This window comes from Exiguobacterium sp. s7 (assembly GCF_018618195.1).
Classification (GTDB): Bacteria; Bacillota; Bacilli; order Exiguobacteriales; family Exiguobacteriaceae; genus Exiguobacterium; species Exiguobacterium mexicanum_A.
On the sequence record NZ_JACSLO010000003.1, the window covers coordinates 61,908 to 84,049 of the forward strand.

Below are 22,142 nucleotides of genomic sequence, written 5' to 3' on the forward strand. Positions count from 1 at the left end.
GGCAACTCATGATAGTAGGAATCATCTGTTCGGCGGTAGCCGGCGCATTCATTAGTGTACAAGCTGCAGTCAATGCCAAAATGAACGCCCATCTGGGGGCATGGGCGACAACGGTGCTCGTCTTCATCGTCGGCTTGCTTGGATCGCTCGTCCCACTCGCTTTGTTCGGTGGTAATGTTCACGGCGTATTCGAAATCTCGCCGATATACGCGCTCGGTGGGTTGCTCGGGGTCGGTGTCGTCTTCTGTGTGATGCGAAGCATTCAATTGCTCGGACCGACGCTATCGGTGTCCATCATTCTCGTATCTCAGTTGATATGGGCGCTCGCCGTCGACCTAACGGGAGCGTTCGGGATGCAACAGTTGTCACTGTCCCCAGGGCAGGTCATCGGGTTGATGGTGTTGCTCTTAGGCGTCATCGTCTTCAAACAATCTCAAGCGGCGGCCCTGCATCAGGAAGCCGCACCCGAAGCCACTTCACATTGAAGGGGCTTTTTTCTCGAGTGAAACGGGTACAGGTGAATAACAAATCTCTGATATGATGAGATTGTAGTACGAAATATACGCAGAGGTGATGAAAACAGTGGATTCTTCCATAGTGATCGATTTACTGATCGTTTTATTCTTGATCGTGTTGAACGGGATTTTCGCGATGACGGAAATCGCACTGATCTCGTCCAAACCGGCCAAACTTGAAGTCGAGGCGAGCCGTGGTAAACGCAGTGCCGAAATCGCACTCAAGTATTCAAAAGATCCGACCGACCTGTTATCGACGGTCCAAGTCGGAATCACGTTGATCGGGATCATCAACGGGGCTTACGGGGGTGCGCGTTTCTCGGCGCCGCTCGCCGATGTGTTCGCCAATCTTGGCATGAGTCCCCAGTACGCACCGACCGTCGGTTACGTCGTCGTCGTCACGATTATTACGTATTTGTCGCTCATCATCGGTGAGCTCGTGCCGAAACGGATTGCGCTCGTGGCTCCGGAAAAAGTCACGATGGCGATCATTCCGGCACTCGACTTATTTAGTAAAGTGATGCGACCGTTTATTTGGATTTTGTCGAAGTCGACACTCTTCCTTTTCAAATTGCTGGGCTTGAAAGCGGAGCAGTCGAGTGGTGAGACCGAGCTCGAAATCAAGCAACTCTTGTTCGAAGGAGCCCAGCAAGGGGCATTCGCACACGAGGAAGTGCAGCAGGTCGAGCGTGTGTTTGCGTTCCATGACCAGCTGATTTATGAATTGATGCAACCGCGGACGACGCTGGAATGGGTCGACCTTGAAGACGATATGGACGATATCAAGAAATCGATTTATGAGAGTAAACACAATAAACTCCCGGTCGGGCGCGATACGCTCGACGAGTTCGTCGGTTATATCGATGTCCGTGACATTTTGACATTATCGACGCTTCGGGAGCCCTCACAAATTTTGAAGCGAATCAAACAACCACTCATCGTCCCAAAACAGCGAGAAGCGAGCCAAGTGTTGCAGATGATGCAAAAGAATGGCGTCGAAATCGCCTTCGTGCTCGATGAGTACGGCGGATTCCTCGGGATGGTCACATTGTTCGATATTCTAGAAGAAATCGTCGGCGAAGTGATGATTGAAGAAGAGACACCGGAAGTCGTGCGCCGTGAAGACGGTTCGTACTTGGCCGATGGTTTGCTCGGGATTGAGGATTTGAAGCGGACGTTCGGAATTCGAGACAATCGTTTTGATGAAGGGCGTAACTCGTATCATACTCTTGCCGGACTTGTTATTTATGCGCTCGGCGATTTCCCGAAACGGGGAGACGTTGTCGAAGCATATGGTCTTCGATTCGAGGTCGTCGATATGGACGGCAAACGTGTTGACCAAGTGCTCGTATCGATGTTGCCTGAACAAACAAAAGAAGACTGACGCCGCTGCGTCAGTCTTCTTTTTTAGGCGCGTTCCATGTCTCGAATGCCGCCTGCATGAGGACGCGGGCGGTATGAAGCATCGCCCGTTCGTCCACATCGAAGCGGGGATGATGATGAGGGAAGACGGCACCGACTTCCGGGTTACCGGCTCCGGTGAAGAAGAAGCTGCCCGGTACGTGTTGCATATAATAGGCAAAATCTTCTCCGACCATGAGCGGGGACATTTCGATGACGCCATCGGTGCCAACGACGCGAGCGGCGCTGCGACGGACGTGATCGGTCTCGATGGGATGGTTGATCACGGCGGGGTAGCCCCGGATATAGTCGAGCTCGTAGTGCGCTTCGCTCGCCGAACAGATATGGGCGATAGTCCGCTCCATCTCGGCGATGATGCGTGTTTGCGTCTCCGGTGTGAACGTCCGTACCGTGCCAGACAGCTTCGCTTCATCGGCGATGACGTTGAACGCCTGACCGGCAACGAACGTGCCGACAGTTAAGACGGCCGGTTCGAGCGGATCGATGCGACGACTGATGACTTGTTGCAACTGGCTGACGATATTCGTTCCGACCATGACGGCATCGACCGTGTGTTGCGGGATGGCCCCGTGACCACCTTTGCCTTTGACGGTCAGTTCGAAGCGGTCAGCCGCGGCCATGATCGGTCCCGTCTTCACACCAATCGTCCCGTATGGAAGCGGGGTCCAAATATGAGAGCCGTAAATATAATCGACACCGTCAAGACACCCATCTTCGATCATCGGTTTGGCCCCACCTGGCGCGAGTTCTTCCGCGAACTGGTGAATGAGGACGACATCTCCCGGAAGGTCGATTTCCGTGAGTGCTTTCGCAAGGACGAGCAACGTCGCCGTATGCGCATCATGACCGCAAGCGTGCATCGAGCCATTCACTTTCGAACGGTACGGGACGTCCTTTAAATCTTGAATCGGCAAGGCGTCAAAGTCGGCCCGAAACGCGATGGTCGGGCCTTCGCCGCCATGAATCCGTGCGACAACACCGTTGCCACCGACATGTTCGCGCACATCGAGGCCGAGGTCGCGCAAATAAGCTGCAATCGTCTGAGGTGTCTCTCGTTCTTCGAATGAAAGTTCGGGATGTTGATGGAAGTGGCGGCGGAGCGTCACCATCTCGTCGTATAGCTCAGTCAAGCGTGAATCGAGGTCAGTCACAAGCATGATTTACACTCCTGTCCGTTGATCATTTTTGGTTGAAGCAAGGTCCATACGTCGTGTGAATTCAAATCGTCGAGAATCGGACGATGTAATAAGGTTTGCGCTTCGTCAGCCGTCACCCATCTGGCATCACTGTGCTCCTCGGAGAGGGTGACGGTCGTCGCGACCGGGTGAGCTAAGTACGTCATGATGACGACTTGACGATCCGGGGCGGTCAAAAACGTCGTGGCGTACAACAATTGCTGGACCGCCACATGCAAACCGGCCTCTTCGAACACTTCCCGTTCAAGAGCGTGTTCGAGCGACTCGCCAAAGTCGAGTTTGCCTCCGACGAGTTCCCACGTGCCGGGATTGACCTCGTCATCATCAGCTCGTTTGATGATGAGCATGTGGTCGTCTTGCACAATCACCGCTTTCACGGCAACAACGATGGTAGGAACGGACATGATGACACTCCTTTGTATGAATTCGTGAGAGAACCCACAGCATATATGAATCATTTTCTACATATTCCCTAAGTTATGCTTATGGTATACGACAAAAGGGAATTAATACAGGAGAAAATCATGAAATGAGGTGTCGAAATGGGTTGGATTATCGCAATCGGTATCATCGTTGTCTTGGCGTTCATCTATTTTTCGATGTACAACGGACTCGTCAAATATCGGAACTGGGTCGACGAGGCGTGGGCACAGATTGATGTGCAGCTGAAACGGCGTTACGATTTGATTCCGAACTTGGTCGAAACGGTAAAAGGCTATGCCAAGCATGAGCAAGAGACGCTCGCAAAAGTTGTTGAGTTACGGAATCAACTCGGTTCGAAGACGAGCCGTCAAGAACAGATGGAAGTGAACGATCAATTGAGCGGCGCATTGAAGAATTTGTTCGCGCTTCGGGAGGCATACCCAGATTTGAAAGCGAACGAGAATTTCAAGATGCTCCAAGAAGAATTGACGCAGACGGAGAATAAAGTCGCCTATTCACGGCAGTTATATAACAATACGGTCATGAAATATAACACGAAAGTCGAATCGGTCCCGACGAACATCATCGCCTCCGTCCATAATTTCGAAAAACGCGACATGCTCGAAGCACGTGAGGAAGAACGCGAAAACGTGCGAGTCTCATTCTAATGGATTGGGGTGGCGACGATGATCCTGTATGAACAAATTCGTAAAAATAAAATCAAAACCGTGTTCATCGTGGCCGGATTCGTCCTTCTCGTCTTGGCCGTTGGAGTGGTCATCTCATATTTGAACTATGGTGATCCGCTCCCAGGCCTCATCTTCACTCCGGTGTTCTCGTTGTTTTATATCGGGATTGTCATCATGTCGAGCACGAACATCGTCATGAAGATGAACCATGCCCAAGAAATCACCTCGGTCGACCAGCACCGATTTCTGTGGCATACGGTTGAGAACATGGCCATGGTCGCGCGTGTCCCGATGCCGCGCATCTTTATCATCAACGATGCGTCACCGAATGCGTTCGCGACCGGCCTGAAACCAGAGAAAGCGGCCGTCGCCGTGACGACCGGACTGCTCGATCAGTTGACGCGAGAAGAAGTCGAAGGCGTCATCGCCCATGAAGTCGCCCATATTAAAAATTACGATGTGCGATTGGCGACGGTGACGCTCGCCCTCGTCTCGGTCATCGCCATCATGAGCGATATCGGCTCACGGATGCTCTTCTTCCGAAGTGTCGGTGGACGCCGTGACAACAACCAAAACCCGATTTTTATGATCGTCGGGCTGGTGTTATTGATTCTTGCGCCGCTCATCGCCACGCTCGTCAACTTGGCCATCTCGCGAAATCGCGAGTTTTTGGCGGATGCGAGCGGGGCCGAGTTGACGCGTAATCCGGATGCGCTCGCGTCGGCGCTAGAGAAAATCGCGAATATCCAAACACCGGTGAAGGAAGCCTCTCGCGCCTCGGCGTCGCTCTACTTTTCAGACCCGCTTAAGAAAAAGCTGAGCGGTCTGTTCTCGACGCACCCGAACCCGGCTGAACGGATTGCCAGACTTCGCAGTATGTAGCCTATAACGAAGGCCCTCTTTTTAGAAGAGGGCTTTTTTGTACGTGAATAGGACCAACTCATTTCGCAAATCCAGTTTGTATCAATATTAAATGGGAATGATAGTAAAAAGAGGATGAAATGGAGGAGATTCCATGTTTGAGTCGGCACTCGAGTTAGGCATTGTCCTATTTTTATTGATTTATTCCATCACGGTTTCGCTCATGTTGATGTCAGTCAAAAAGAAGAGCTGAGTGAACGACAATTTTATTAACATATGAGCCAAGACGGCAAAAAGCCACCTCGTGCGCGAGGTGGCTTTCGTCAGTTACCCGGCGCGATGGCTCCGGAGTTTTTCAATCTCTTCGAGGACGAATTGGACGTTCGTTCCGACGATGACTTGAATGTGGTTCGGGCTGACAACCTTGATACCAGGGATGCCCGCTTTCTTGATTTGGGCTTGGTCGACCGTATCCATGTCTTTCACATCGACGCGGAGGCGCGTGACGCATGACTCGATGCCTGTGACGTTTTGATCGCCACCGAGACCATCGTAAATCATCGCTGCCATCGCTGAATATTGACCGCCGGCAGCGACTGGAGCCGTTTTTGTTTCGCCTTCAGGAGTCGTTTCCGTTGCGACCGCGTCAACCGCTTCGTCTGATTCACGACCTGGTGTTGCCAAGTTGAGCTTGACGATCATGAAGCGGAAGATGACGTAGTAGATGGCACCGAAGACGAGACCTTGAACGAGCAACATGTACGGCTGGTTCGCGAGCGGTAACCGTGAGCTGAGGACAAAGTCGACAAGACCGGCGCTGAAGCCGAATCCGGCCGTCCATTGGAACGTCGCCGCGATGAAGAGGGAAACCCCTGTCAAGACCGCGTGGACGAGGTAGAGAACTGGTGCGAGGAACATGAACGAGAATTCGAGCGGTTCCGTGACACCTGTGAAGAACGATGCGAACGCTGCGGCGAGAAGGAGCGAGGCCGCTTGTTTTTTACGTTTTGTTTTCGCTGTATGGTACATGGCGAGGGCTGCTGCCGGAAGACCGAACATCATAATCGGGAAGAACCCGGCTTGATAGCGTCCAGTAATCCCTTTCACACCTTCACCTGACCAGAAGTTACCGATATCGTTAATGCCGGCCACATCGAACCAGAATACCGAGTTCAAGGCGTGGTGAAGACCAGTTGGGATTAACAGACGGTTGAAGAAGCCGTAAAGGCCTGCCCCGATTGCACCCATTTTAGAGATCGTTTCCCCAAATCCGACGAGTCCTGTGTACACAACCGGCCAGACGAAGTAAAGGGCGACCGAGACGAGGATCATCGAGAATGCCGTCATGATTGGCACGAGACGCTTCCCACTAAAGAAGGCGAGTGCATCTGGTAGCTTCACATGACTGAAGCGGTTGTACATTTGAGCGGCGACGATACCTGACAAGATACCGACGAACGCGTTGGCAATCTTACCGAACGCTGGGTTGACGGCTTCGACGTCGACACCTTGGAACAAGGCGACCGTTGCCGAAGATAAGAGTGTCGTGACCGTGAGGAAGGCGACAAGTCCGCTTAGAGCGGCTGAGCCGTCACGGTTTTTCGCCATCCCGAGGGCGACCCCGACTGCGAAGAGAATTGGAATGTTATCGATGATGGCTGCACCGGCTTTGATCAAGAATGCGGCAGCGATGTTTTCAGAACCCCAGCCGACCGGGTCGATCCAGTAACCGATCCCCATGAGAATGGCAGCTGCAGGAAGTACGGCAACCGGCAACATGAGGGAACGTCCGAGACGTTGTAAAAAGTTCATCATTGTGAATGTCCTCCTTTTTGATGGTGTTGATCTTGCAGGCGTTGAATGTGGAGCGTGATGTAACCAAGCTCTGATTCGGGCAAGACGATGCCGTATAAGTCTTCCATTTCGTTTGCGACGTCAGACGCACATGCATAGGCCGACGAGAACTTCGTTTGAATCATGAGAAGCATATCTTCGTCGATCGTATGGTGATCGTAATGGTTGACCCGATCCATGACGAATCGTAAATGAGTTAATAAGCGTTGATAGGATAAGTCATCTTCTTCTATAGATAGATCGAGTCGTCTCGAAATCGATTGAATCATGTCACGTACGATTGTCGTCTGTTTGACCGTCTTGCGTAAATCACCTCCCTTCACTTTTAGTGTATGGATATGCAGCGCGATAAAGGCCGCCTCATCTTTCGGCATCTTCACGCCGAGTTTGTCCTCGATGAGGTGAAGCGCCCATAACCCGATTTCGTATTCGTTGCGATATAAAATCTTAATCTCGTTCAACAGTTTGTTCCGGAGCGAGATTCCTTCTTGCTCGCGCTCGATGGCAAACGAGATATGATCGGTGAGCACGATATGGATGTGTTCGTTGAACGTCGTCTCGAGCCGTTTTTCCGCATGCGAAATGATTTCTTCTGAAATCGTGAAGTGCTCAATCGGAATCCGTGTCAGCAGTTGTTGAAACTTATCATTCTCCGACATGACGAACAGCTTTTCCACCTTATGCGGATTGACGATATCGTTGCGAGCCTTCCTGAACGCGACGCCTGGTCCGATGGCGATCTTCTCTTCGCCCTCGTCCGAGACGATGACCGCGTTGTTGTTTAAAATCTTTTTAATTTTTAACATGTGTCCTCCTAACGAGGAGTCATTTTTCCGCTTGAGCGACGACGGTTTTCCCGGGAAGCGATGGGCCTCCTGCATGGAACGAATACGGGTGCTCTAACGTGCTCCCGTTTGTGATGACCATCGGAGTGACCGTGTCTTTACCGGCTCGCTGAATTTGTTCCAAGTCGGCCGTCAAGAGTGGCTGTCCGGTCGTCACCGTGTCACCGACTTTGACGTGGACGTTGAATGGGCTACCCGCAAGTTCGACCGTATCGAGTCCGACATGAATCAAAATTTCAGCTCCGTCTCCCGAACGGATACCGATCGCGTGCTTCGTCGGTGCGACCTGAATGATGGTTCCATCTACCGGTGCGACGACCGTTCCGTCCGTCGGCATGATGGCAATCCCGTCGCCCATCATCTTCTCGCTAAAGACGGGGTCGGTCACTTCCTCAAGTGGAATGATGTCTCCTTCCATGGGTGCGTAAAGTGTCAGTGTATGTCTCTTCATCCACTTATTCAATAACATAATCAAATCATCCTTTCGCTTGAAAAATGATTGTGAAAAAACAAAACAGGCATGGAGTATAGACGGGTGGCGTGAGCCTTTCGTCTTACCCCATGCCTGATCGAATCAGTCACATGTGATCATTATTCGTTTCGTCACCCTCAAGATAGCACGCCGATGTATAGATATCAAGACCTAATTTGAAAGCGTTCTCTAGAAATTTTACTTCTTCGAAAATCTGTTGTATAGTTAGGGCGAAACTGAATGAGAAAGGTGTTGCATGTTAATGAGTGAGGTTGTATCTGCCTAACGAACTGAAAAATGTTGGATGACGTGTCTTTTTGTCATGCCTTCATGTTCTGTTACAGATACCGCCCTTCATAAACTGCCAGACACCGGTCTGTCTTTTTGCGTTGGTCGTCATCGGCCGACGCTTTTTGTTTGCGCGGTATCTCCATCACAAAATAAGGAGACTCCATCATGAATGAACAAACATTAGACAAACTACAATATAACGACTTGATTCATCACGTCGAACGATATTGCATCAGCGGATTCGGACGCAACTTGTTACGAAACCAGCGTCCGACGAGCCATCTGCAAACGGTGAAAAAACGGCTTCAAGAGACATCGGAAGCACGCGCGATTCTCGACGCGACGTCACACGTCCCCTTTATCGGGGTATCCGATATGGAACCGCTCATCGGTAAAATCAGCCGTGGCATCCAGCTCGAGGCAAGCGAACTCGAAGCCGTCGCCGAATTTTTCCGCGGGGCCCGTAAACTGAAGCGGTTCATGGCCGAGCAGGCGTTCTTTGCCCCGCTCTTGTCCCTTTACGCGGATGAGATGAGCGAGTGGCGCAGCATCGAGGAAGACATCGTCCAATCGATTCGCGGGGGACGGGTCGTCGACGAGGCGTCCAAAGAATTGAAACGCGTTCGCAAACAAATCGACATTCTCGAAGGACGGATCGAGGAGCGGTTGAGCAAGTTCTTGAAGAGCGCCGCAAACCGGGAAGCGATTCAAGACGGCTTTGTGACGAAGAAACAAGACCGATTCACAATTCCAATCAAAGCGTCATATAAACATAAAGTCGCTGGGGCAATCATCGACACGTCGAGCCGAGGGACGACGGTCTTCATCGAACCAGAGGCGGTCGCGAAGTTGAACGCGGAACTCGTCGTCAAACGAACGGAGGAAGCGGTCGAAATCTATCAAGTGCTCGCCACGCTCACCGGCATGGTGGCGGAAGCGTTGCCGACCATCGAGGCGACGCTTGATGTCATCGCCCAATACGACATGGTGTTCGCGAAAGGGAAGTATAGCCAAGCCATCGATGGCATCGCCCCTCGCGTGAACGCTGTCGGGAAAATCCGTTTGAAACAAGTCCGCCATCCGCTCCTCGAACGGGCGGTCCCCCTCGACTTCTCGCTCGGGGACACGTACCGCGGTCTGATCATCACCGGACCGAACGCCGGCGGGAAGACGGTCGTCTTGAAGACGATCGGTCTGCTCAGTTTGATGACGATGAGCGGGCTTCATATCCCGGCCCATCCGGACACGGACATCTCGACGTTTGACGACGTATTCGTCGATATCGGGGACAACCAGGATATGGGGTCGGCGCTCAGCACGTTCTCGGCCCATATGCATAACGTGGCGAACATCATGCAGAAGGCCGGGAAACGGTCGTTACTATTATTCGATGAGATTGGAAGCGGGACCGAGCCGAACGAGGGAGCGGCCCTCGCCATCGCGATTTTGGAAGAGGCATATAAGCGCGGCTGTCTCGTCGTCGCCTCGACCCATTACGGCGAAATCAAAGCGTACTCCGAGACGCATCCGGACTTCATGAACGCGGCCATGCAGTTCGACCCGGAAACGCTCGAACCGAAGTATCGGCTGTTGATTGGGCAGTCCGGCGACAGCAACGCCTTATTCATTGCCCGGAAAATGAAATTGCCCGAATCGATTTTGAAGCAGGCGGCCCGCTATATGCACGACAAGACGTACGACCAGTCGCTCGTCGATCCGGCACGTCTGACGCAAGCAGTCGTCTCATCCGTCATCGAACCAGATCAAGTTCTGTCAAAAGGGGACCGGATCCGTCTGCTCGAGACGAATCAAGTCGGACTCGTCTATGCGATGGACGCATCGTTGCGCCAAGTCACCGTGTATGTCGACGGTGTCTTCAGCGAGCATCCGCTCCGTCGGGTTCGGCGTGAGGCGAAAGCGCTCGACTTGTATCCAGCTGGTTATGACCTGGAAACGTTATTCATCGATTACCGGGACCGGAAAGAAGCGCATGACTTTGCTCGCGGTTCGAAGAAGGCGCTCCGTCGCGTCGAGAAAGAGATTCGGGCGCGGCAACGTGCCGAACGAGGCGAATGAGTGTATCCGGGAGGACACTCGGGTAAGGAACAAGGACCGGGAGTCATCACGTACAGTACGGCTTTCGGGTAACGTGTCGGAGGTGACTGGATGTTTTGGTTAAGCTTGTTGTTCGCCATCGGATTTGCCTTGATTCACTACTTTTCAGGACAGTTGATTCACGTGCGCGAGACGCCGCGGAGCCGGTTTCTGTCACTCGCCGGCGGTGTCGCCGTCGCCTATGTGTTTCTACACCTTTTACCTGAGCTGAACGAATATCAACGCGAGCTCGAAGGACATCTCGAGAGCGGACTGTTCGCCTCGATCGAGAATCATATCCTCGTCGTCAGCATGCTCGGTCTGGCCGTGTTTTATGGCTTGGAACGGTTGGCCACGCAAATGAAACGGCGTGGCAACGGCAGCGTTTTTTGGATTCATATGGCGTTGTTCATCGTCTACAACTTCAGCATCGGCTACGTGCTCGCGGAGAGCGAGTTCGATACGGCATGGGCAATGACACTCTACTTTGTCGCATTAGGGATTCATTTCATCACGGTCGACCAAGGTTTGAGGCACCACCATCGCCAGCAATATGACAGGCGAGGCCGATTGTGGTTGTCGTTGGCCGTGCTTGCCGGGTGGGGCGTCGGCGTATTTTCCGCGCTCCATGAAGTGACGCTGTCGATGATTGTCGCGTTCTTGGCCGGTGGGATTATTTTGAACGTCATGAAGGAAGAGTTGCCGGAAGAGCGGGACAGCAGTTTCCGCGCCTTTGCCGTTGGGCTTATCGGATACGCTCTGCTGTTATTGGCCATATGAAAAGGCAACCCTCGTGGTTGCCTTTTTGCTTACAGTGAATTGGTGCTCTGTTTGTCTACATTGTCGTCCGTTGAAGGGACAGCTTCGTCGTTTTGGTTCGGTCCACCGAATTGGCCACCGTGACGAGGACCGTGCCCGTGACGGCCTTTGCCGCCAAAGCCACGCATATCACCCAAGTCTTCGTAACTCGTGACGTCAGCAAAACGTTCTTCGTGGTCGGCAAGAATCGCGTCGGCCTCATCTTGCGTCAAGTCACCGGATTCGATGGCTGCCTCAAGTTTCGCTTCATGAGAAGTGATGATCGCCTCGATGAACTGTTCGATGGTGATTCCTGTTTCTTCCGCGAGTTCAGGAAGCGATTGTCCTTCTTCTCGCGCTGCTTCCACTTCGGCTTCGGTCAAACCGAGCGCCTTGAGCAAAGCGGCCTGCCCGGCTGCCCGGTCACCGAACATGCCCCGCTCGCCGCGTTCTCCGCGTTCGCATTGGGTCGTCGTTTCCGTTCCGTCGGTTGTTGTCGTATCGTTCGTGGCGGCATAGACGCCGGTTCCTGAGACGGCAAGAAGGCCGGCCAGGGCGATGGCTAATTTAGATGTTTTCATATTAATCTCCTCCTTTACTACTTCAAGTGTAGGACGTGGACGTTCAAAAGTTGTGAGGGAGTTGCAAGGTTTCTGCAAATTGTCTTTGGGAAATGATGGGTTCGTTTCGCGATGCGATATAATGGGGTTGGAGGCGATAAAGATGAACGTACTCGTAGTCGAAGATGAACCGAAATTAGCGGACGGGTTCGCCCGCTTTTTAACGTACGCGGGGTTTCATGTCAGTGTGGCCGGTACACTCGCCGAAGCGAAGCAGCAGCTCGAGCAACCGTTCGATGCGGTCCTGCTCGATATTCGTCTGCCGGACGGGGAAGGATGGACGCTCATCCCGAAATTGAAGACGCTCAAGCCGCGGCCGGCCATCATCTTGGCGACGGCACGGGGAGAGGCGGATGACCGTGTGTTCGGCCTCGAGCTCGGGGCCGACGATTATTTGGTCAAACCGATCGTGTTAAAAGAACTCGAAATCCGCTTGAAACGTCTTGTCAAACAGACGGACGAGATTTCGTTCGGCGACATGACGGTGGACGCACGTTCTCGCACGGTGACTGACGCCGGGCAAGCGATTCGGATGACCAATAAAGAATATGAGTTGTTGCTTTACTTCTTGAAACATAGCGGAGAAGCGCTCGATCGCAACCGCCTACTCGACGAGGTGTGGGATTATACGTTCGCCGGGGACACGCGCACGGTCGATACGCACGTCAAACAGTTACGTGACAAATTGCCGACGATGAAGCGGTACTTGAAGACGGTGCATCGCGTCGGTTATCGATTGGAGGAAGTCCGATGAGTCGATTGATGAAGAAGTTGCTCTGGACCGCGATCCTCCCTCTCGTCGTCATGGCGGTGCTCACATTTGGTCTGACATCACTCCTGATTGGGCGTTTCGCGGAGACGGAGAGCTATGACCAACTCGAGCGTGAAGCGGACATCGTGTATGAGGCGCTTGTGGATGGACGCGGCATACCGGGTCAACTCGATGTTCTCGTGTTTCAAGACGGGGAAGCGGTCAATCTTGATCGTGGGGGCAGGATGCGTCGACATATGTCGCCAGGCCTCGATCCAGACTCACTTTCCGAACGAGATGAGGTCAGCGTGAACGGGGCGCGGTTATTGACGTTTCTTCGGGAAGAAGGAGATGTGCAAATCGTGACGTACGCACCCGTCCCGCTGTCGAATCCGCAGTTTCGTCAAATCTACGTCATTCTCGGGAGTGGGTTCTTGCTCGCGCTCATCGTCGCCGTCGGTGTGACGTATTGGATGGGGCGGCGTTTGACGTCCCCGCTCGTCGAGTTGAAGCAGGCGACCGCAGCCATCATGTCGGGTCGGCATGACATCACACTACCGCCTGTCACCGACGACGAGATTGGAGATTTGACGGAAGCGGTCCGTCAGATGAATACATCACTCGAAGAGAAAGAACGGATGCAAAATACATTCATCTCAGGGGTTACGCACGATGTCCGGACCCCGCTTGCCATCGTCCGGAACGAGGCCGAAATGCTTGAACTCGGTGTCGTCAAACAAGAAGATGTGGCGACGACGGGTCGAAGTTTAACCGAGGAAGTCGATCGGATCGATCGGCTCGTCAGTCAGATGCTCGAATACTCCAAACTATCCGCGGGCAACGTGACACTTTCGCTCGAATCCATTCGTTTGGATGCATTGATCAAAGAGACTGTCTCGCGGATGGATGAATGGTTCCGTCATAAGGAAGTGACGGTCACACTTGAACTCGTCGAGGACGCGGTCGTCCAGGCGGACCGATTGGCGATGGAGCGTGTGCTGTCGAACTTTCTTCAGAACGCGTATCACGCCAGTCCACTAGGAGGTGTGATCACGATCAGGCTCTCCGAGCGACGGCTTGAAATCGAAGACGAAGGGCCGGGCATTGCCGAGACGATGCGCGCCAACATCTGGGATATGTATGTGAAAGGGGACCGTTCGAACGGTCACGGACTTGGTCTGGCCATCAACAAGCTGTTGCTCGAGGCTCAAGGACTCGTTTACGGAGTCGAATCGAGAGAGGGAGAGGGGGCGTTGTTTTGGATCGAATGGGACTAAATTTATTTTTGCGGGGTGTCCGCTTAGAGCGAGATCGGATTGAAAAGCCAGGTTACCCGTTCTCGCTACCGATTTTTGATGGATTTGATGAATTGACGCTGACGAAGCCGGTCACGTTCTTGGTTGGTGAGAATGGGAGCGGGAAATCGACGTTGGTCGAAGGGATGGCCATCGCCGCTGGATTCAATCCGGAAGGCGGCGCGACGACGTTCCGTTTTGAGACCGAGTCGACACATAGCCCGCTGTTCGAAGCGCTTCGTCCGATTCGGGGCGCGTACCGGCCGAAAGACGGATTTTTCCTCCGGGCCGAGACGGCATATCAACTGTCGAGCTATGTGGATGAGATCGCGCGAACGTCGCCCGACCCGGAACGGTTTTATGCGTCCTACGGCGGTCGATCGCTCCATGAGCAGTCGCACGGGGAGGCGTTTTTGTCGCTCATGCTCCATCGTTTCCGAGACGGCGGACTGTATATTTTAGATGAGCCCGAGGCCGCCTTGTCCCCGATGCGGCAGTTGACGATGCTCGCAAGGATGCATGAACTCGTCCAGTCGGGAAGTCAATTCATCATCGCGACCCATTCGCCGATCCTCATGTCGTATCCGGACGCCGACATCCTCCAAGTCGAGACGGGACTCCGGCCGACGACGTTCGATGAACTCGAACACGTCCGTGTCATGCGCGACTTTCTAGCGGCACCGGAACGGATGCAACGTATCCTATTCGAATGAAAAACGGTCACGGTGTAAGCGTTTTATTTTTATGTTGACGTCAAGATTTCAAGGGAGTATGCTAGTAGCGAGAAGAAGAAAATCCACTTTGGGATTGTTACTGGTCAAGCAGGCAAAACCTAAATTGATGCCGATCATCCAGATGTGGGGACCGGTGTGAATTTAGGTTTTTTTCTTTTCAATCGAACTTGAGCGGAGGTGAATTGATTCCATGCAAATTTCAAAAGTGTTCAACAATAACGTCGTGGCCATTCAAGCGAACGGTCAAGAACAAGTCGTCATGGGACGGGGAATCGCGTTCCAAAAGCGTCCAGGCGATGCAATCGATCAAACGCGGATTGAAAAAGTCTTTACGCTCGAGAGTAAAGAAAGCCATGAACGGTTCGTCCATTTTTTGAATGAGATGCCAGCTACCGAGATGGATACGGTCAAAGAAATCGTCAAGCTCGCGGAGACGCGACTCGAGAAGCCGGTCCATGACTCGCTTTATGTGACCCTCGCCGACCACATCCATTTCGCTCTCAGCCGATATCGAGATGGAATCATCATCCGTAACCCGCTCGTTTGGGAAGTGAAGCGGTTTTATGGACCCGAGTTCGCGATCGGGAAAGAAGCGGTCGCCCTGATTAACGACCGGCATGACGTCAAGTTAGACGAGGATGAGGCGGTCGCGATCGCCCTCCATCTCGTCAACGCGACGATGTCGGGTGCCAAAGGTGAGAACTTACATCTCGTCACCGAGATGACGCGTGCCACGCAAGCGATTCTCACCATCATCACGTACCACTTTCAAATCGATTTGGACGAAGAGTCGTACGCCTACTCACGGTTTTTGACCCACTTGAAATACTTCGTCCAACGGCTCGCCTCCGGGGAGAAGATTAAACCCGGCGGTGATGAGACGCTGTTTGAGATGGTGAAGCTGCGCTATCCGGACGCTTATGAGTGTGTCGAGAAAATCGCAGGGTTGATCGCCACGAAGTACAATTACGAGGTCTCGACCGATGAGCGGTTGTATATGATGATTCATATCGAAAACTTAATGAAAGAACGACGATCCTAAGGATGGTTACTGATGATGCAGGCCAAACCTAAATGACGACACCTCCCGTGTGCGTTCATTTAGGTTTTTCTTTTTACCCAAATTGAAGGAGTGAACACTATGAGCCAAACAAAAACGCTCGCGGCGGACATCATTCGTCACGTCGGCGGGAAAGATAACGTCAAAAGCGTGTTCCATTGTGCGACAAGGCTACGTTTTAAATTAAAAGATGAACAGAAAGCCAATCCCGAGGCGTTAAAAAACCATGACGGTGTCATCACGGTCGTCCAAAGCGGCGGTCAGTTCCAAGTCGTCATCGGCAACAACGTCCCTTATGTCTACCAAGACGTGGTCGAGGCGGGCGGATTCCAGACGTCATCGAACGACGATACGGAAAAAACGGACGTCTTTAATCGGTTGATTGATGTGATTGCGGGGATTTTCACCCCGATTCTCGGTCCGATGGCCGGAAGCGGTCTGTTGAAAGGGTTGCTCGCAATTCTCGTCGCCCTCGGCCTGCTCACGCAAGACATGGGCACGTATATTGTCTTGAACGCAGCGGCTGACGCGCTCTTCTACTTCCTACCGGTCATTCTCGGCCATTCGGCAGCGAAGAAGTTTGGCGGCAATCCGTATATCGGGATGATTATCGGGGGTGCGCTCGTCTACCCGGCCATCGTCGCGATGCAAGGAGCGGGCGAGTCGCTCACGTTCCTCACGGTACCGGTCGTCTTGATGAGCTACGCGTCATCGGTCATTCCAATCATCTTAGCAGCGTATGTGTCATCGAAAATTGAGACATTCTTTAACAAACACACGCATGAAGCGGTCCGTAACTTCACGACACCGATGATGGCACTCTTGATCGTCGTCCCGCTCACATTCCTCGCGATCGGTCCGGTCGCGACATACGCGAGCCAAGGACTCGCCGGCGGCTATTCGTTCTTATATGAACTTAGCCCGGTCGTCGCTATTGCCTTCATCGGCGCGTTCTGGCAAGTGCTTGTCATGTTCGGTCTCCACTGGGGGCTCGTGCCGATCATCATCAACAACTTGGCGGTCGTCGGCATGGACACGATCGTCGTCGGAGTCCTCATGGCGACGTTCGGTCAGGTCGGGGCAACGCTCGCCATCACATTGAAGGCGCGTGACCCGAAGACGAAAGGACTTGGTACCTCGTCGACGATCGCTGGTGTGTTCGGCATCACCGAGCCAGCGATTTATGGATTGACGCTTCCGCGCAAAAAACCGTTCGTCTTCGGGATGGTTGGCGGTGCGGCCGGCGGGGTCGTCGGAGGTATGCTTGGCACGGCGGCTTACGCGATGGGTGGTCTCGGCGTGTTCAGTATCCCGGTCATGATTCCGGCGACGGGTCTCGATATGACGTTCTACGGCGCCTTGATCGGTCTTGCGGTCGCGACACTCGTCTCGTTCGGACTCACGTTCGCATTCCATAAAGAAGTCGAGACAGGCGAACAGACAACAGCAGAAGTAGCGCCGGCCGTATCGGAGCACGTCGGTTTCCCGGTATCGGCTCCAGTCAAAGGAGAAGCGGTTTCCCTCGAGACCGTTCGCGATGAAGTGTTCTCGAGCGGTGCGATGGGGAAAGGACTTGCTATCATGCCGACAGAAGGGGTCGTCTACGCCCCATTCGATGGCGAAGTCGTCACGGTCTTCCAATCGAAGCACGCCATCGGACTCCGTTCACATAGCGGCGTCGAAGTATTGATTCACGTCGGGCTCGACACGGTCCAGCTCGGTGGGAAACATTTTGAAACGTTCGTCCAAGCCGGACAGCGTGTGACCGAGGGCGATGTGTTAGTGAAATTTGATTTAGAGGCCATTGCCCAAGCCGGTTATGACACGATTACCCCGGTAATTGTCACGAATACAGGGAATTACTTAGATGTCTTGCCGACACATGTCGGCATCGTCGAACCAAACCACGGCGTCTTGCGCGTCTTAGCCTAAGAGGAGGAACAAACATGAAACAAGTAGCGAAGAACTTTTTATGGGGTGGCGCCACGGCGGCGAACCAATTTGAAGGCGGATATCAAGAAGGCGGCAAAGGACTGTCGATCGCGGATGTGATGCCGGGCGGCAAGGACCGAATGAAAATTATCCATGACCCGACGTTCGATTTCGAGTTGCATGACGAGTATGCGTACCCGAACCACGAAGGCATCGACTTCTATCATCACTACAAGGAAGACATCGCCCTCTTCAAAGAGATGGGCTTCAAGACGTTCCGCATGTCGATCGCTTGGTCGCGCATCTTCCCGAATGGAGATGAGCTCGAACCGAACGAGGAAGGGCTCAAATTCTATGACCGCGTCATCGATGAACTCGTCGCGCAAGGAATCGAGCCACTCGTCACGATTTCACATTACGAGTTGCCGCTTCATTTGGCGACAGCATACGGTGGTTGGCGCGACCGTCGCCTCGTGACATTTTTCGAGCGGTACAGCCGTGTCTTGTTCGAACGTTACCAAGGCAAGGTCAAATATTGGCTCACGTTTAATGAAATCAACGGGGCCCAGTTCATGCCGATGCTCAGTCTCGGAATGGCAATCCGTGAAGGGGACGACCAGTTGCAGTTGACGTACCAAGGGTTGCACCATCAACTCGTGGCAAGTGCGCTCGCGACAAAAGCGGCAAAAGAGATTGATCCGTCGATGCAGATCGGCTGCATGCTCATCGCGGCGCCGGTCTATCCGTACAGCTCGAATCCAGAAGACATCTGGTATGCACACGACGCCGAGCGCATGATGAACTTTTTCTGTGGCGACGTCCATGTCCGTGGTGAGTATCCATCATTCGCGAAACGCTTCTTCCGTGAGAACGGAATCGAACTTGTGATGGAAGACGGGGACTTCGAGACACTGAAAGCGAACACGGTCGACTTCTTCTCGCTCAGCTACTATATGTCGCGTACCGAGAAAGCGGAGAAGACGGAAGATGAGGCGGCGGGGAACATTATGAGCGGGGTGAAAAACCCTTACCTCAAGGCGAGCGACTGGGGTTGGGAAATCGATCCGATGGGACTTCGCGTCATCTTGAACAAACTGTATGAGCGCTATGAATTGCCGCTCTTCATCGTCGAGAACGGTCTCGGTGCTTATGACAAGGTCGAAGCGGACGGTTCGGTCCATGACGATTACCGGATTGAGTACTTGCGTGACCATTTGAAAGCGATGGTGGAGGCGATTGAAGATGGTGTCGACGTCATCGGCTATACGAGCTGGGGCTGTATCGACCTCGTCAGTGCGTCGACCGGGGAGTACAGCAAGCGTTACGGCTTCATCTACGTCGATAAGCATGACGACGGGTCGGGGACGCTCGAGCGTTCGCGGAAAGACTCGTTCTTCTGGTATCAAGACATTATCCAGACGAACGGGGCGAGCTTGTTCGAAGATGAGACGGTAAAATAAGAAAAGAGCGGCCGCGGCCGCTCTTTCTTATGCTTTCGTGACTTTGCGCAAGACGATGATCGCGAGACTGACACCACCGGCAATCAACATATACGTGAGAATCTCCGTCCAGGCTGCCATCAGACGTCTTCCTCTGCAAAGACGGCCAAGTCCCCTTGAGGCATGGCGACGAGTAAGAAGTGTTCGCCTCCGAGCGGACGGGCGTCTCCGGCCTGCCAACTTTCATACTGTTCGTGATAGCCGTTCACGAACAGGACGGCTCCAGATTCAAATGTCAGTTCAAGATGGGGATTGTCTTCAGATAACAGGATGGAACGGACGCGTTCACGCCGGAGTCCGACGAGGTGATGGAGTTGTTCATCTTCGTTGAACGAAGGTCCCGATGAATGGACGTACCAAGGTCCTTCAATCGAGAGCCATGACTCGTTGCCGTCTCGGTTGAAGTAGAGTAGATGATGATTGGGGCCGGAACCGAAGTCGATTCCGACGAAGGAAGACGCGTTAAACAAATGCTGTAAAATCCGTGTTGCTTCAAGATGTTCGGTACGGGTCACGCTTCCACCTCGCTTAAATAGGTTAGTTAATTCCATCATTCCACGTTACTTCGCTAAAGTAAATGAAAGGATTATGTGAAATCACTCATATGAGAAAGAACAAGCGAGTTCGACAACTTATGGAAAATACTTCAAGTAAGTTAAAAGTTTGGTCAGTGATTGGACAAATCCGGTCCCGCGTTCGATGATTCGACTTATAATCAAATGTATAGATGACTCGATGAAACGAGGGGTAACCATGGTTTATGGCCTATTGATTGGCGGCATCATCCTAATCACCATCGTCCTCAACGTCCTTCGGTTGATGACGACCCCCACCTTGAATCGCTGGCTGCTCGCCGGGACGAGCAGCCTTGTCGTGATTTGGCACGGGGTGTTGTTCGATTTTTATGATTTACATTGGTCAGTGCTGTTATTGATTATGACAGGGCTCGTCTGTTTTCACTGGAAAGGCATGACTGTTGCAATCATGGTCAGCTGGCTTTTAGTATACAGTCAATCGGGAACGCTGTCGTTCCCGCTTTTGCTTAGTTATATCTTCTTCGGGCTAGGGGCAGCATTGCTTTTCGGCTACGTCAACCAATTGAAGCGAGAGCGATCAGGTCGGTTGCGGATGCTGACGGCGAGTTCCCGTCAATTGAACGTCTTCCGGGAAGTCAGTTTTACGATGCAAGACACGCTCGACCCGGACCGATTGCTGCAAACGATTTTGACATCGGTGACGGCGGGGCACGGACTCGGCTTTAACCGATCGATCATCTTTTTCGCTGATTTGGAAAAAGATAGCATTTACGGAGTCATGGGCACGGGGCCGATGAATCCGGAAGACGGGTTTCAAATTTGGGAAGAAATCACCCGACAACATTATGATCTCCAAGGACTGATTGATGAGAAAGAGACGGACTCGACGCACGATGAACAGTTGAACGAACGAATTCGGAAGATGACGATCCCGTTTCATGGAGACCACCTGTTCAAACAGACGCTCGACTCGGGACGGCCGCTCCACGTGTATGCGAGCATCACCGACGATCCGGTGCTGCGCATGTTACATACCGACTTACAGATGGACGAGTGCACGATTTTTCCGCTTCATCATCAAGGAATTCCATACGGACTTCTCGTCATCGACAATGTCGTCAATAAAAAACCAATCACCCCTCAAAAGATTGACAGTGTCCGACCGATTGCGGAACAAGCCTCGCTCGCGCTCCATCAGACGATGCTGTACCAGCGCATCGAAACGTTGGCGCTTCGTGACGGGTTGACGCGTCTTAAAAACCATCGCTCGTTTGAACAAGATTTGGACGTTTTGTTCCGGGAGTGCGAAACGGACGAGCTGTCACTGATTGTGATGGATATTGACCATTTCAAGCATTTCAACGACACAAACGGTCACTTGGCTGGAAACGAGTTACTCACGCGGCTCGCGAGTGTCATTCGACGAAGCGTGCCGGATGAACAGATGGCGTATCGGTTCGGTGGCGAAGAGTTTGTCGTTCTCTTGCCGCAGTTCGACGAAGTCGAGGCGTCCCACGTCGCGGAGACGATTCGTGCGGCCGTGCTCGGCACCAACTTCATGTACGGGGAGCGACAACCAGGTGGTCAGTTAACGCTGAGCTTCGGTGTCGCTTCGAAGCACACGCTTCACGAACAGTCACGCGAACGGTTGATTGAGTGCGCCGATCAAGCGTTGTACGCGGCCAAATCACGAGGGAAAAACCAAGTCTGCCGCTGGGAAGGGGTGCCGCTATGACCGAATTCAGTGTCATGATCATGACCGTCGCCTTTATCGCGACCATCTTGTTTACGAGCCGTCCGAGTTATCGATTTGTGACGGGTAGTGTGGCCAACCGACATGCGGAGGCACTGGGCGTCTCGCTGAAAGACGTCTCATTCTCGTTCGACCAAATGGTGTATTTCATCGCCTTGCCGACAACGATTCCCGAAGTGCGGGATGCGATGAAAGAAGAGCTGGCCGTCGAACCGTATTATGAGTCGTATTTCTTTCCAGAAGTGAACGGCGTGCAAGTCTCGGTGAAATCAGGGTCCGCCGTGATTCCTATCGCCTATTTGCCGATTGACGACTTCAGCCTTCCCGTGTTGGATCGACACTTGGAGGCCGGCAAGGTTAATGAACGCGTCAACCGAACGATTCGGGCACACATGATCGTTCATGAGCGTACGCTCGAAGCGATTCGAGACGAGGTGTACCATCACCTCCATGAAGACCGCCTGGCACAATAAAAGGGTTTCCATCACAGACTCGTGGTGGA

Annotated in this window: 21 protein-coding genes; 14 read left to right on the top strand and 7 right to left on the bottom strand. The window is 52.9% G+C overall.

Going from position 1 to position 22,142, the window contains the following annotated elements:
- Positions 1-8 precede the first annotated feature (8 nt).
- Positions 9-485 carry a DMT family transporter gene (locus KNP79_RS05355; protein WP_215191473.1) on the top strand — a complete coding sequence of 159 codons (477 nt, stop codon included), beginning with the start codon at positions 9-11 and terminating at the stop codon, positions 483-485.
- Between the two features lie 112 nt (positions 486-597).
- A complete protein-coding gene (locus KNP79_RS05360) occupies positions 598-1,899 on the top strand; it encodes a hemolysin family protein (RefSeq protein ID WP_371743419.1) in 1,302 nt (433 codons plus the stop codon).
- 10 nt (positions 1,900-1,909) lie between these two features.
- Here KNP79_RS05360 and KNP79_RS05365 read toward each other — a convergent pair whose 3' ends face one another.
- Together KNP79_RS05365 and KNP79_RS05370 are read right to left on the bottom strand one after the other, a co-directional pair.
- A complete protein-coding gene (locus tag KNP79_RS05365; RefSeq protein ID WP_138860143.1) occupies positions 1,910-3,094 on the bottom strand; it encodes a M20 metallopeptidase family protein in 1,185 nt (394 codons plus the stop codon).
- Positions 3,085-3,537 (bottom strand): NUDIX hydrolase, encoded by a 453-nt coding sequence (locus tag KNP79_RS05370; RefSeq protein WP_138860142.1) that lies wholly within the window; start codon positions 3,535-3,537, stop codon positions 3,085-3,087. Before KNP79_RS05370 ends, KNP79_RS05365 begins: the two co-directional genes overlap by 10 nt.
- Positions 3,538-3,675: 138 nt before the next feature.
- Here KNP79_RS05370 and KNP79_RS05375 point away from each other — a divergent pair, with 138 nt between their 5' ends.
- Together KNP79_RS05375 and htpX are read left to right on the top strand one after the other, a co-directional pair.
- Positions 3,676-4,224, top strand: coding sequence for a LemA family protein (locus tag KNP79_RS05375; protein WP_034780526.1), 549 nt, complete (start codon positions 3,676-3,678; stop codon positions 4,222-4,224).
- A 21-nt stretch (positions 4,225-4,245) separates the two neighbouring features.
- Positions 4,246-5,127: a zinc metalloprotease HtpX gene (gene htpX / locus KNP79_RS05380; RefSeq protein WP_034780909.1), complete on the top strand. Its 882-nt coding sequence runs from the start codon at positions 4,246-4,248 to the stop codon at positions 5,125-5,127.
- A gap of 306 nt (positions 5,128-5,433) precedes the next feature.
- On the opposite strand, the gene nagE is transcribed toward htpX, so the two are convergent.
- Genes nagE through KNP79_RS05395 form a run of 3 tightly spaced genes read right to left on the bottom strand, consistent with a single transcriptional unit; the run spans position 5,434 to position 8,256 of the window.
- Complete coding sequence (gene nagE, locus KNP79_RS05385) at positions 5,434-6,921, bottom strand: N-acetylglucosamine-specific PTS transporter subunit IIBC (protein ID WP_215191475.1); 1,488 nt, start codon at positions 6,919-6,921, stop codon at positions 5,434-5,436.
- The gene (locus KNP79_RS05390) at positions 6,918-7,766 is read right to left on the bottom strand and encodes a PRD domain-containing protein (RefSeq protein ID WP_215191477.1); all 849 of its coding nucleotides are present in this window, start codon (positions 7,764-7,766) and stop codon (positions 6,918-6,920) included. The genes nagE and KNP79_RS05390 overlap by 4 nt, the downstream gene beginning before the upstream one ends.
- 19 nt (positions 7,767-7,785) lie before the next feature.
- Positions 7,786-8,256 (bottom strand): PTS sugar transporter subunit IIA, encoded by a 471-nt coding sequence (locus KNP79_RS05395; protein ID WP_251132887.1) that lies wholly within the window; start codon positions 8,254-8,256, stop codon positions 7,786-7,788.
- Between the two features lie 477 nt (positions 8,257-8,733).
- Between KNP79_RS05395 and KNP79_RS05400 the strand changes: the two genes are divergently transcribed.
- Complete coding sequence (locus KNP79_RS05400; RefSeq protein WP_215191479.1) at positions 8,734-10,644, top strand: endonuclease MutS2; 1,911 nt, start codon at positions 8,734-8,736, stop codon at positions 10,642-10,644.
- A 90-nt stretch (positions 10,645-10,734) separates the two neighbouring features.
- Positions 10,735-11,442, top strand: coding sequence for a hypothetical protein (locus tag KNP79_RS05405; protein WP_215191480.1), 708 nt, complete (start codon positions 10,735-10,737; stop codon positions 11,440-11,442).
- Positions 11,443-11,471: 29 nt separating this feature from the next.
- Here KNP79_RS05405 and KNP79_RS05410 read toward each other — a convergent pair whose 3' ends face one another.
- Positions 11,472-12,041 (bottom strand): hypothetical protein, encoded by a 570-nt coding sequence (locus KNP79_RS05410; protein ID WP_215191482.1) that lies wholly within the window; start codon positions 12,039-12,041, stop codon positions 11,472-11,474.
- A 142-nt stretch (positions 12,042-12,183) separates the two neighbouring features.
- Here KNP79_RS05410 and KNP79_RS05415 point away from each other — a divergent pair, with 142 nt between their 5' ends.
- The 6 genes from KNP79_RS05415 (at position 12,184) to KNP79_RS05440 (ending at position 19,312) form a co-directional block, all read left to right on the top strand.
- A complete protein-coding gene (locus KNP79_RS05415) occupies positions 12,184-12,834 on the top strand; it encodes a response regulator transcription factor (protein ID WP_215191484.1) in 651 nt (216 codons plus the stop codon).
- Entirely contained in the window at positions 12,831-14,108 is a 1,278-nt protein-coding gene (locus tag KNP79_RS05420; protein WP_214797384.1) for a sensor histidine kinase, read from the top strand. Before KNP79_RS05415 ends, KNP79_RS05420 begins: the two co-directional genes overlap by 4 nt.
- Positions 14,099-14,839, top strand: a complete 741-nt coding sequence (locus KNP79_RS05425) for an AAA family ATPase (protein WP_084592953.1) — start codon at positions 14,099-14,101, stop codon at positions 14,837-14,839. Before KNP79_RS05420 ends, KNP79_RS05425 begins: the two co-directional genes overlap by 10 nt.
- A 211-nt stretch (positions 14,840-15,050) precedes the next feature.
- Positions 15,051-15,902, top strand: a complete 852-nt coding sequence (licT, locus tag KNP79_RS05430) for a BglG family transcription antiterminator LicT (protein WP_034780544.1) — start codon at positions 15,051-15,053, stop codon at positions 15,900-15,902.
- A gap of 99 nt (positions 15,903-16,001) precedes the next feature.
- Positions 16,002-17,852 carry a beta-glucoside-specific PTS transporter subunit IIABC gene (locus KNP79_RS05435; RefSeq protein ID WP_215191486.1) on the top strand — a complete coding sequence of 617 codons (1,851 nt, stop codon included), beginning with the start codon at positions 16,002-16,004 and terminating at the stop codon, positions 17,850-17,852.
- Between the two features lie 14 nt (positions 17,853-17,866).
- Entirely contained in the window at positions 17,867-19,312 is a 1,446-nt protein-coding gene (locus KNP79_RS05440; RefSeq protein WP_215191488.1) for a glycoside hydrolase family 1 protein, read from the top strand.
- 119 nt (positions 19,313-19,431) lie between these two features.
- Here the strand turns inward: KNP79_RS05440 and KNP79_RS05445 are convergent, their stop codons facing one another.
- Positions 19,432-19,866: a DUF6188 family protein gene (locus tag KNP79_RS05445; protein ID WP_214710730.1), complete on the bottom strand. Its 435-nt coding sequence runs from the start codon at positions 19,864-19,866 to the stop codon at positions 19,432-19,434.
- 238 nt (positions 19,867-20,104) lie between these two features.
- Between KNP79_RS05445 and KNP79_RS05450 the strand changes: the two genes are divergently transcribed.
- A complete protein-coding gene (locus KNP79_RS05450; protein ID WP_215191490.1) occupies positions 20,105-21,622 on the top strand; it encodes a sensor domain-containing diguanylate cyclase in 1,518 nt (505 codons plus the stop codon).
- Positions 21,619-22,113, top strand: coding sequence for a hypothetical protein (locus tag KNP79_RS05455; protein ID WP_215191492.1), 495 nt, complete (start codon positions 21,619-21,621; stop codon positions 22,111-22,113). The genes KNP79_RS05450 and KNP79_RS05455 overlap by 4 nt, the downstream gene beginning before the upstream one ends.
- Positions 22,114-22,142: the final 29 nt, after the last annotated feature.

What these genes read in the sequence shown, in the direction of transcription:
- KNP79_RS05355 (WP_215191473.1), top strand. Translation starts at nt 9, where the DNA reads ATGATAGTAGGAATCATCTGTTCGGCGGTAGCCGGCGCATTCATTAGT.
- KNP79_RS05365 (WP_138860143.1), bottom strand. Translation starts at nt 3,094, where the DNA reads ATGCTTGTGACTGACCTCGATTCACGCTTGACTGAGCTATACGACGAG.
- KNP79_RS05370 (WP_138860142.1), bottom strand. Translation starts at nt 3,537, where the DNA reads ATGTCCGTTCCTACCATCGTTGTTGCCGTGAAAGCGGTGATTGTGCAA.
- KNP79_RS05375 (WP_034780526.1), top strand. Translation starts at nt 3,676, where the DNA reads ATGGGTTGGATTATCGCAATCGGTATCATCGTTGTCTTGGCGTTCATC.
- nagE (WP_215191475.1), bottom strand. Translation starts at nt 6,921, where the DNA reads ATGATGAACTTTTTACAACGTCTCGGACGTTCCCTCATGTTGCCGGTT.
- KNP79_RS05390 (WP_215191477.1), bottom strand. Translation starts at nt 7,766, where the DNA reads ATGTTAAAAATTAAAAAGATTTTAAACAACAACGCGGTCATCGTCTCG.
- KNP79_RS05395 (WP_251132887.1), bottom strand. Translation starts at nt 8,256, where the DNA reads ATGAAGAGACATACACTGACACTTTACGCACCCATGGAAGGAGACATC.
- KNP79_RS05400 (WP_215191479.1), top strand. Translation starts at nt 8,734, where the DNA reads ATGAATGAACAAACATTAGACAAACTACAATATAACGACTTGATTCAT.
- KNP79_RS05405 (WP_215191480.1), top strand. Translation starts at nt 10,735, where the DNA reads ATGTTTTGGTTAAGCTTGTTGTTCGCCATCGGATTTGCCTTGATTCAC.
- KNP79_RS05410 (WP_215191482.1), bottom strand. Translation starts at nt 12,041, where the DNA reads ATGAAAACATCTAAATTAGCCATCGCCCTGGCCGGCCTTCTTGCCGTC.
- KNP79_RS05415 (WP_215191484.1), top strand. Translation starts at nt 12,184, where the DNA reads ATGAACGTACTCGTAGTCGAAGATGAACCGAAATTAGCGGACGGGTTC.
- KNP79_RS05420 (WP_214797384.1), top strand. Translation starts at nt 12,831, where the DNA reads ATGAGTCGATTGATGAAGAAGTTGCTCTGGACCGCGATCCTCCCTCTC.
- KNP79_RS05425 (WP_084592953.1), top strand. Translation starts at nt 14,099, where the DNA reads ATGGGACTAAATTTATTTTTGCGGGGTGTCCGCTTAGAGCGAGATCGG.
- licT (WP_034780544.1), top strand. Translation starts at nt 15,051, where the DNA reads ATGCAAATTTCAAAAGTGTTCAACAATAACGTCGTGGCCATTCAAGCG.
- KNP79_RS05435 (WP_215191486.1), top strand. Translation starts at nt 16,002, where the DNA reads ATGAGCCAAACAAAAACGCTCGCGGCGGACATCATTCGTCACGTCGGC.
- KNP79_RS05440 (WP_215191488.1), top strand. Translation starts at nt 17,867, where the DNA reads ATGAAACAAGTAGCGAAGAACTTTTTATGGGGTGGCGCCACGGCGGCG.
- KNP79_RS05450 (WP_215191490.1), top strand. Translation starts at nt 20,105, where the DNA reads ATGGTTTATGGCCTATTGATTGGCGGCATCATCCTAATCACCATCGTC.
- KNP79_RS05455 (WP_215191492.1), top strand. Translation starts at nt 21,619, where the DNA reads ATGACCGAATTCAGTGTCATGATCATGACCGTCGCCTTTATCGCGACC.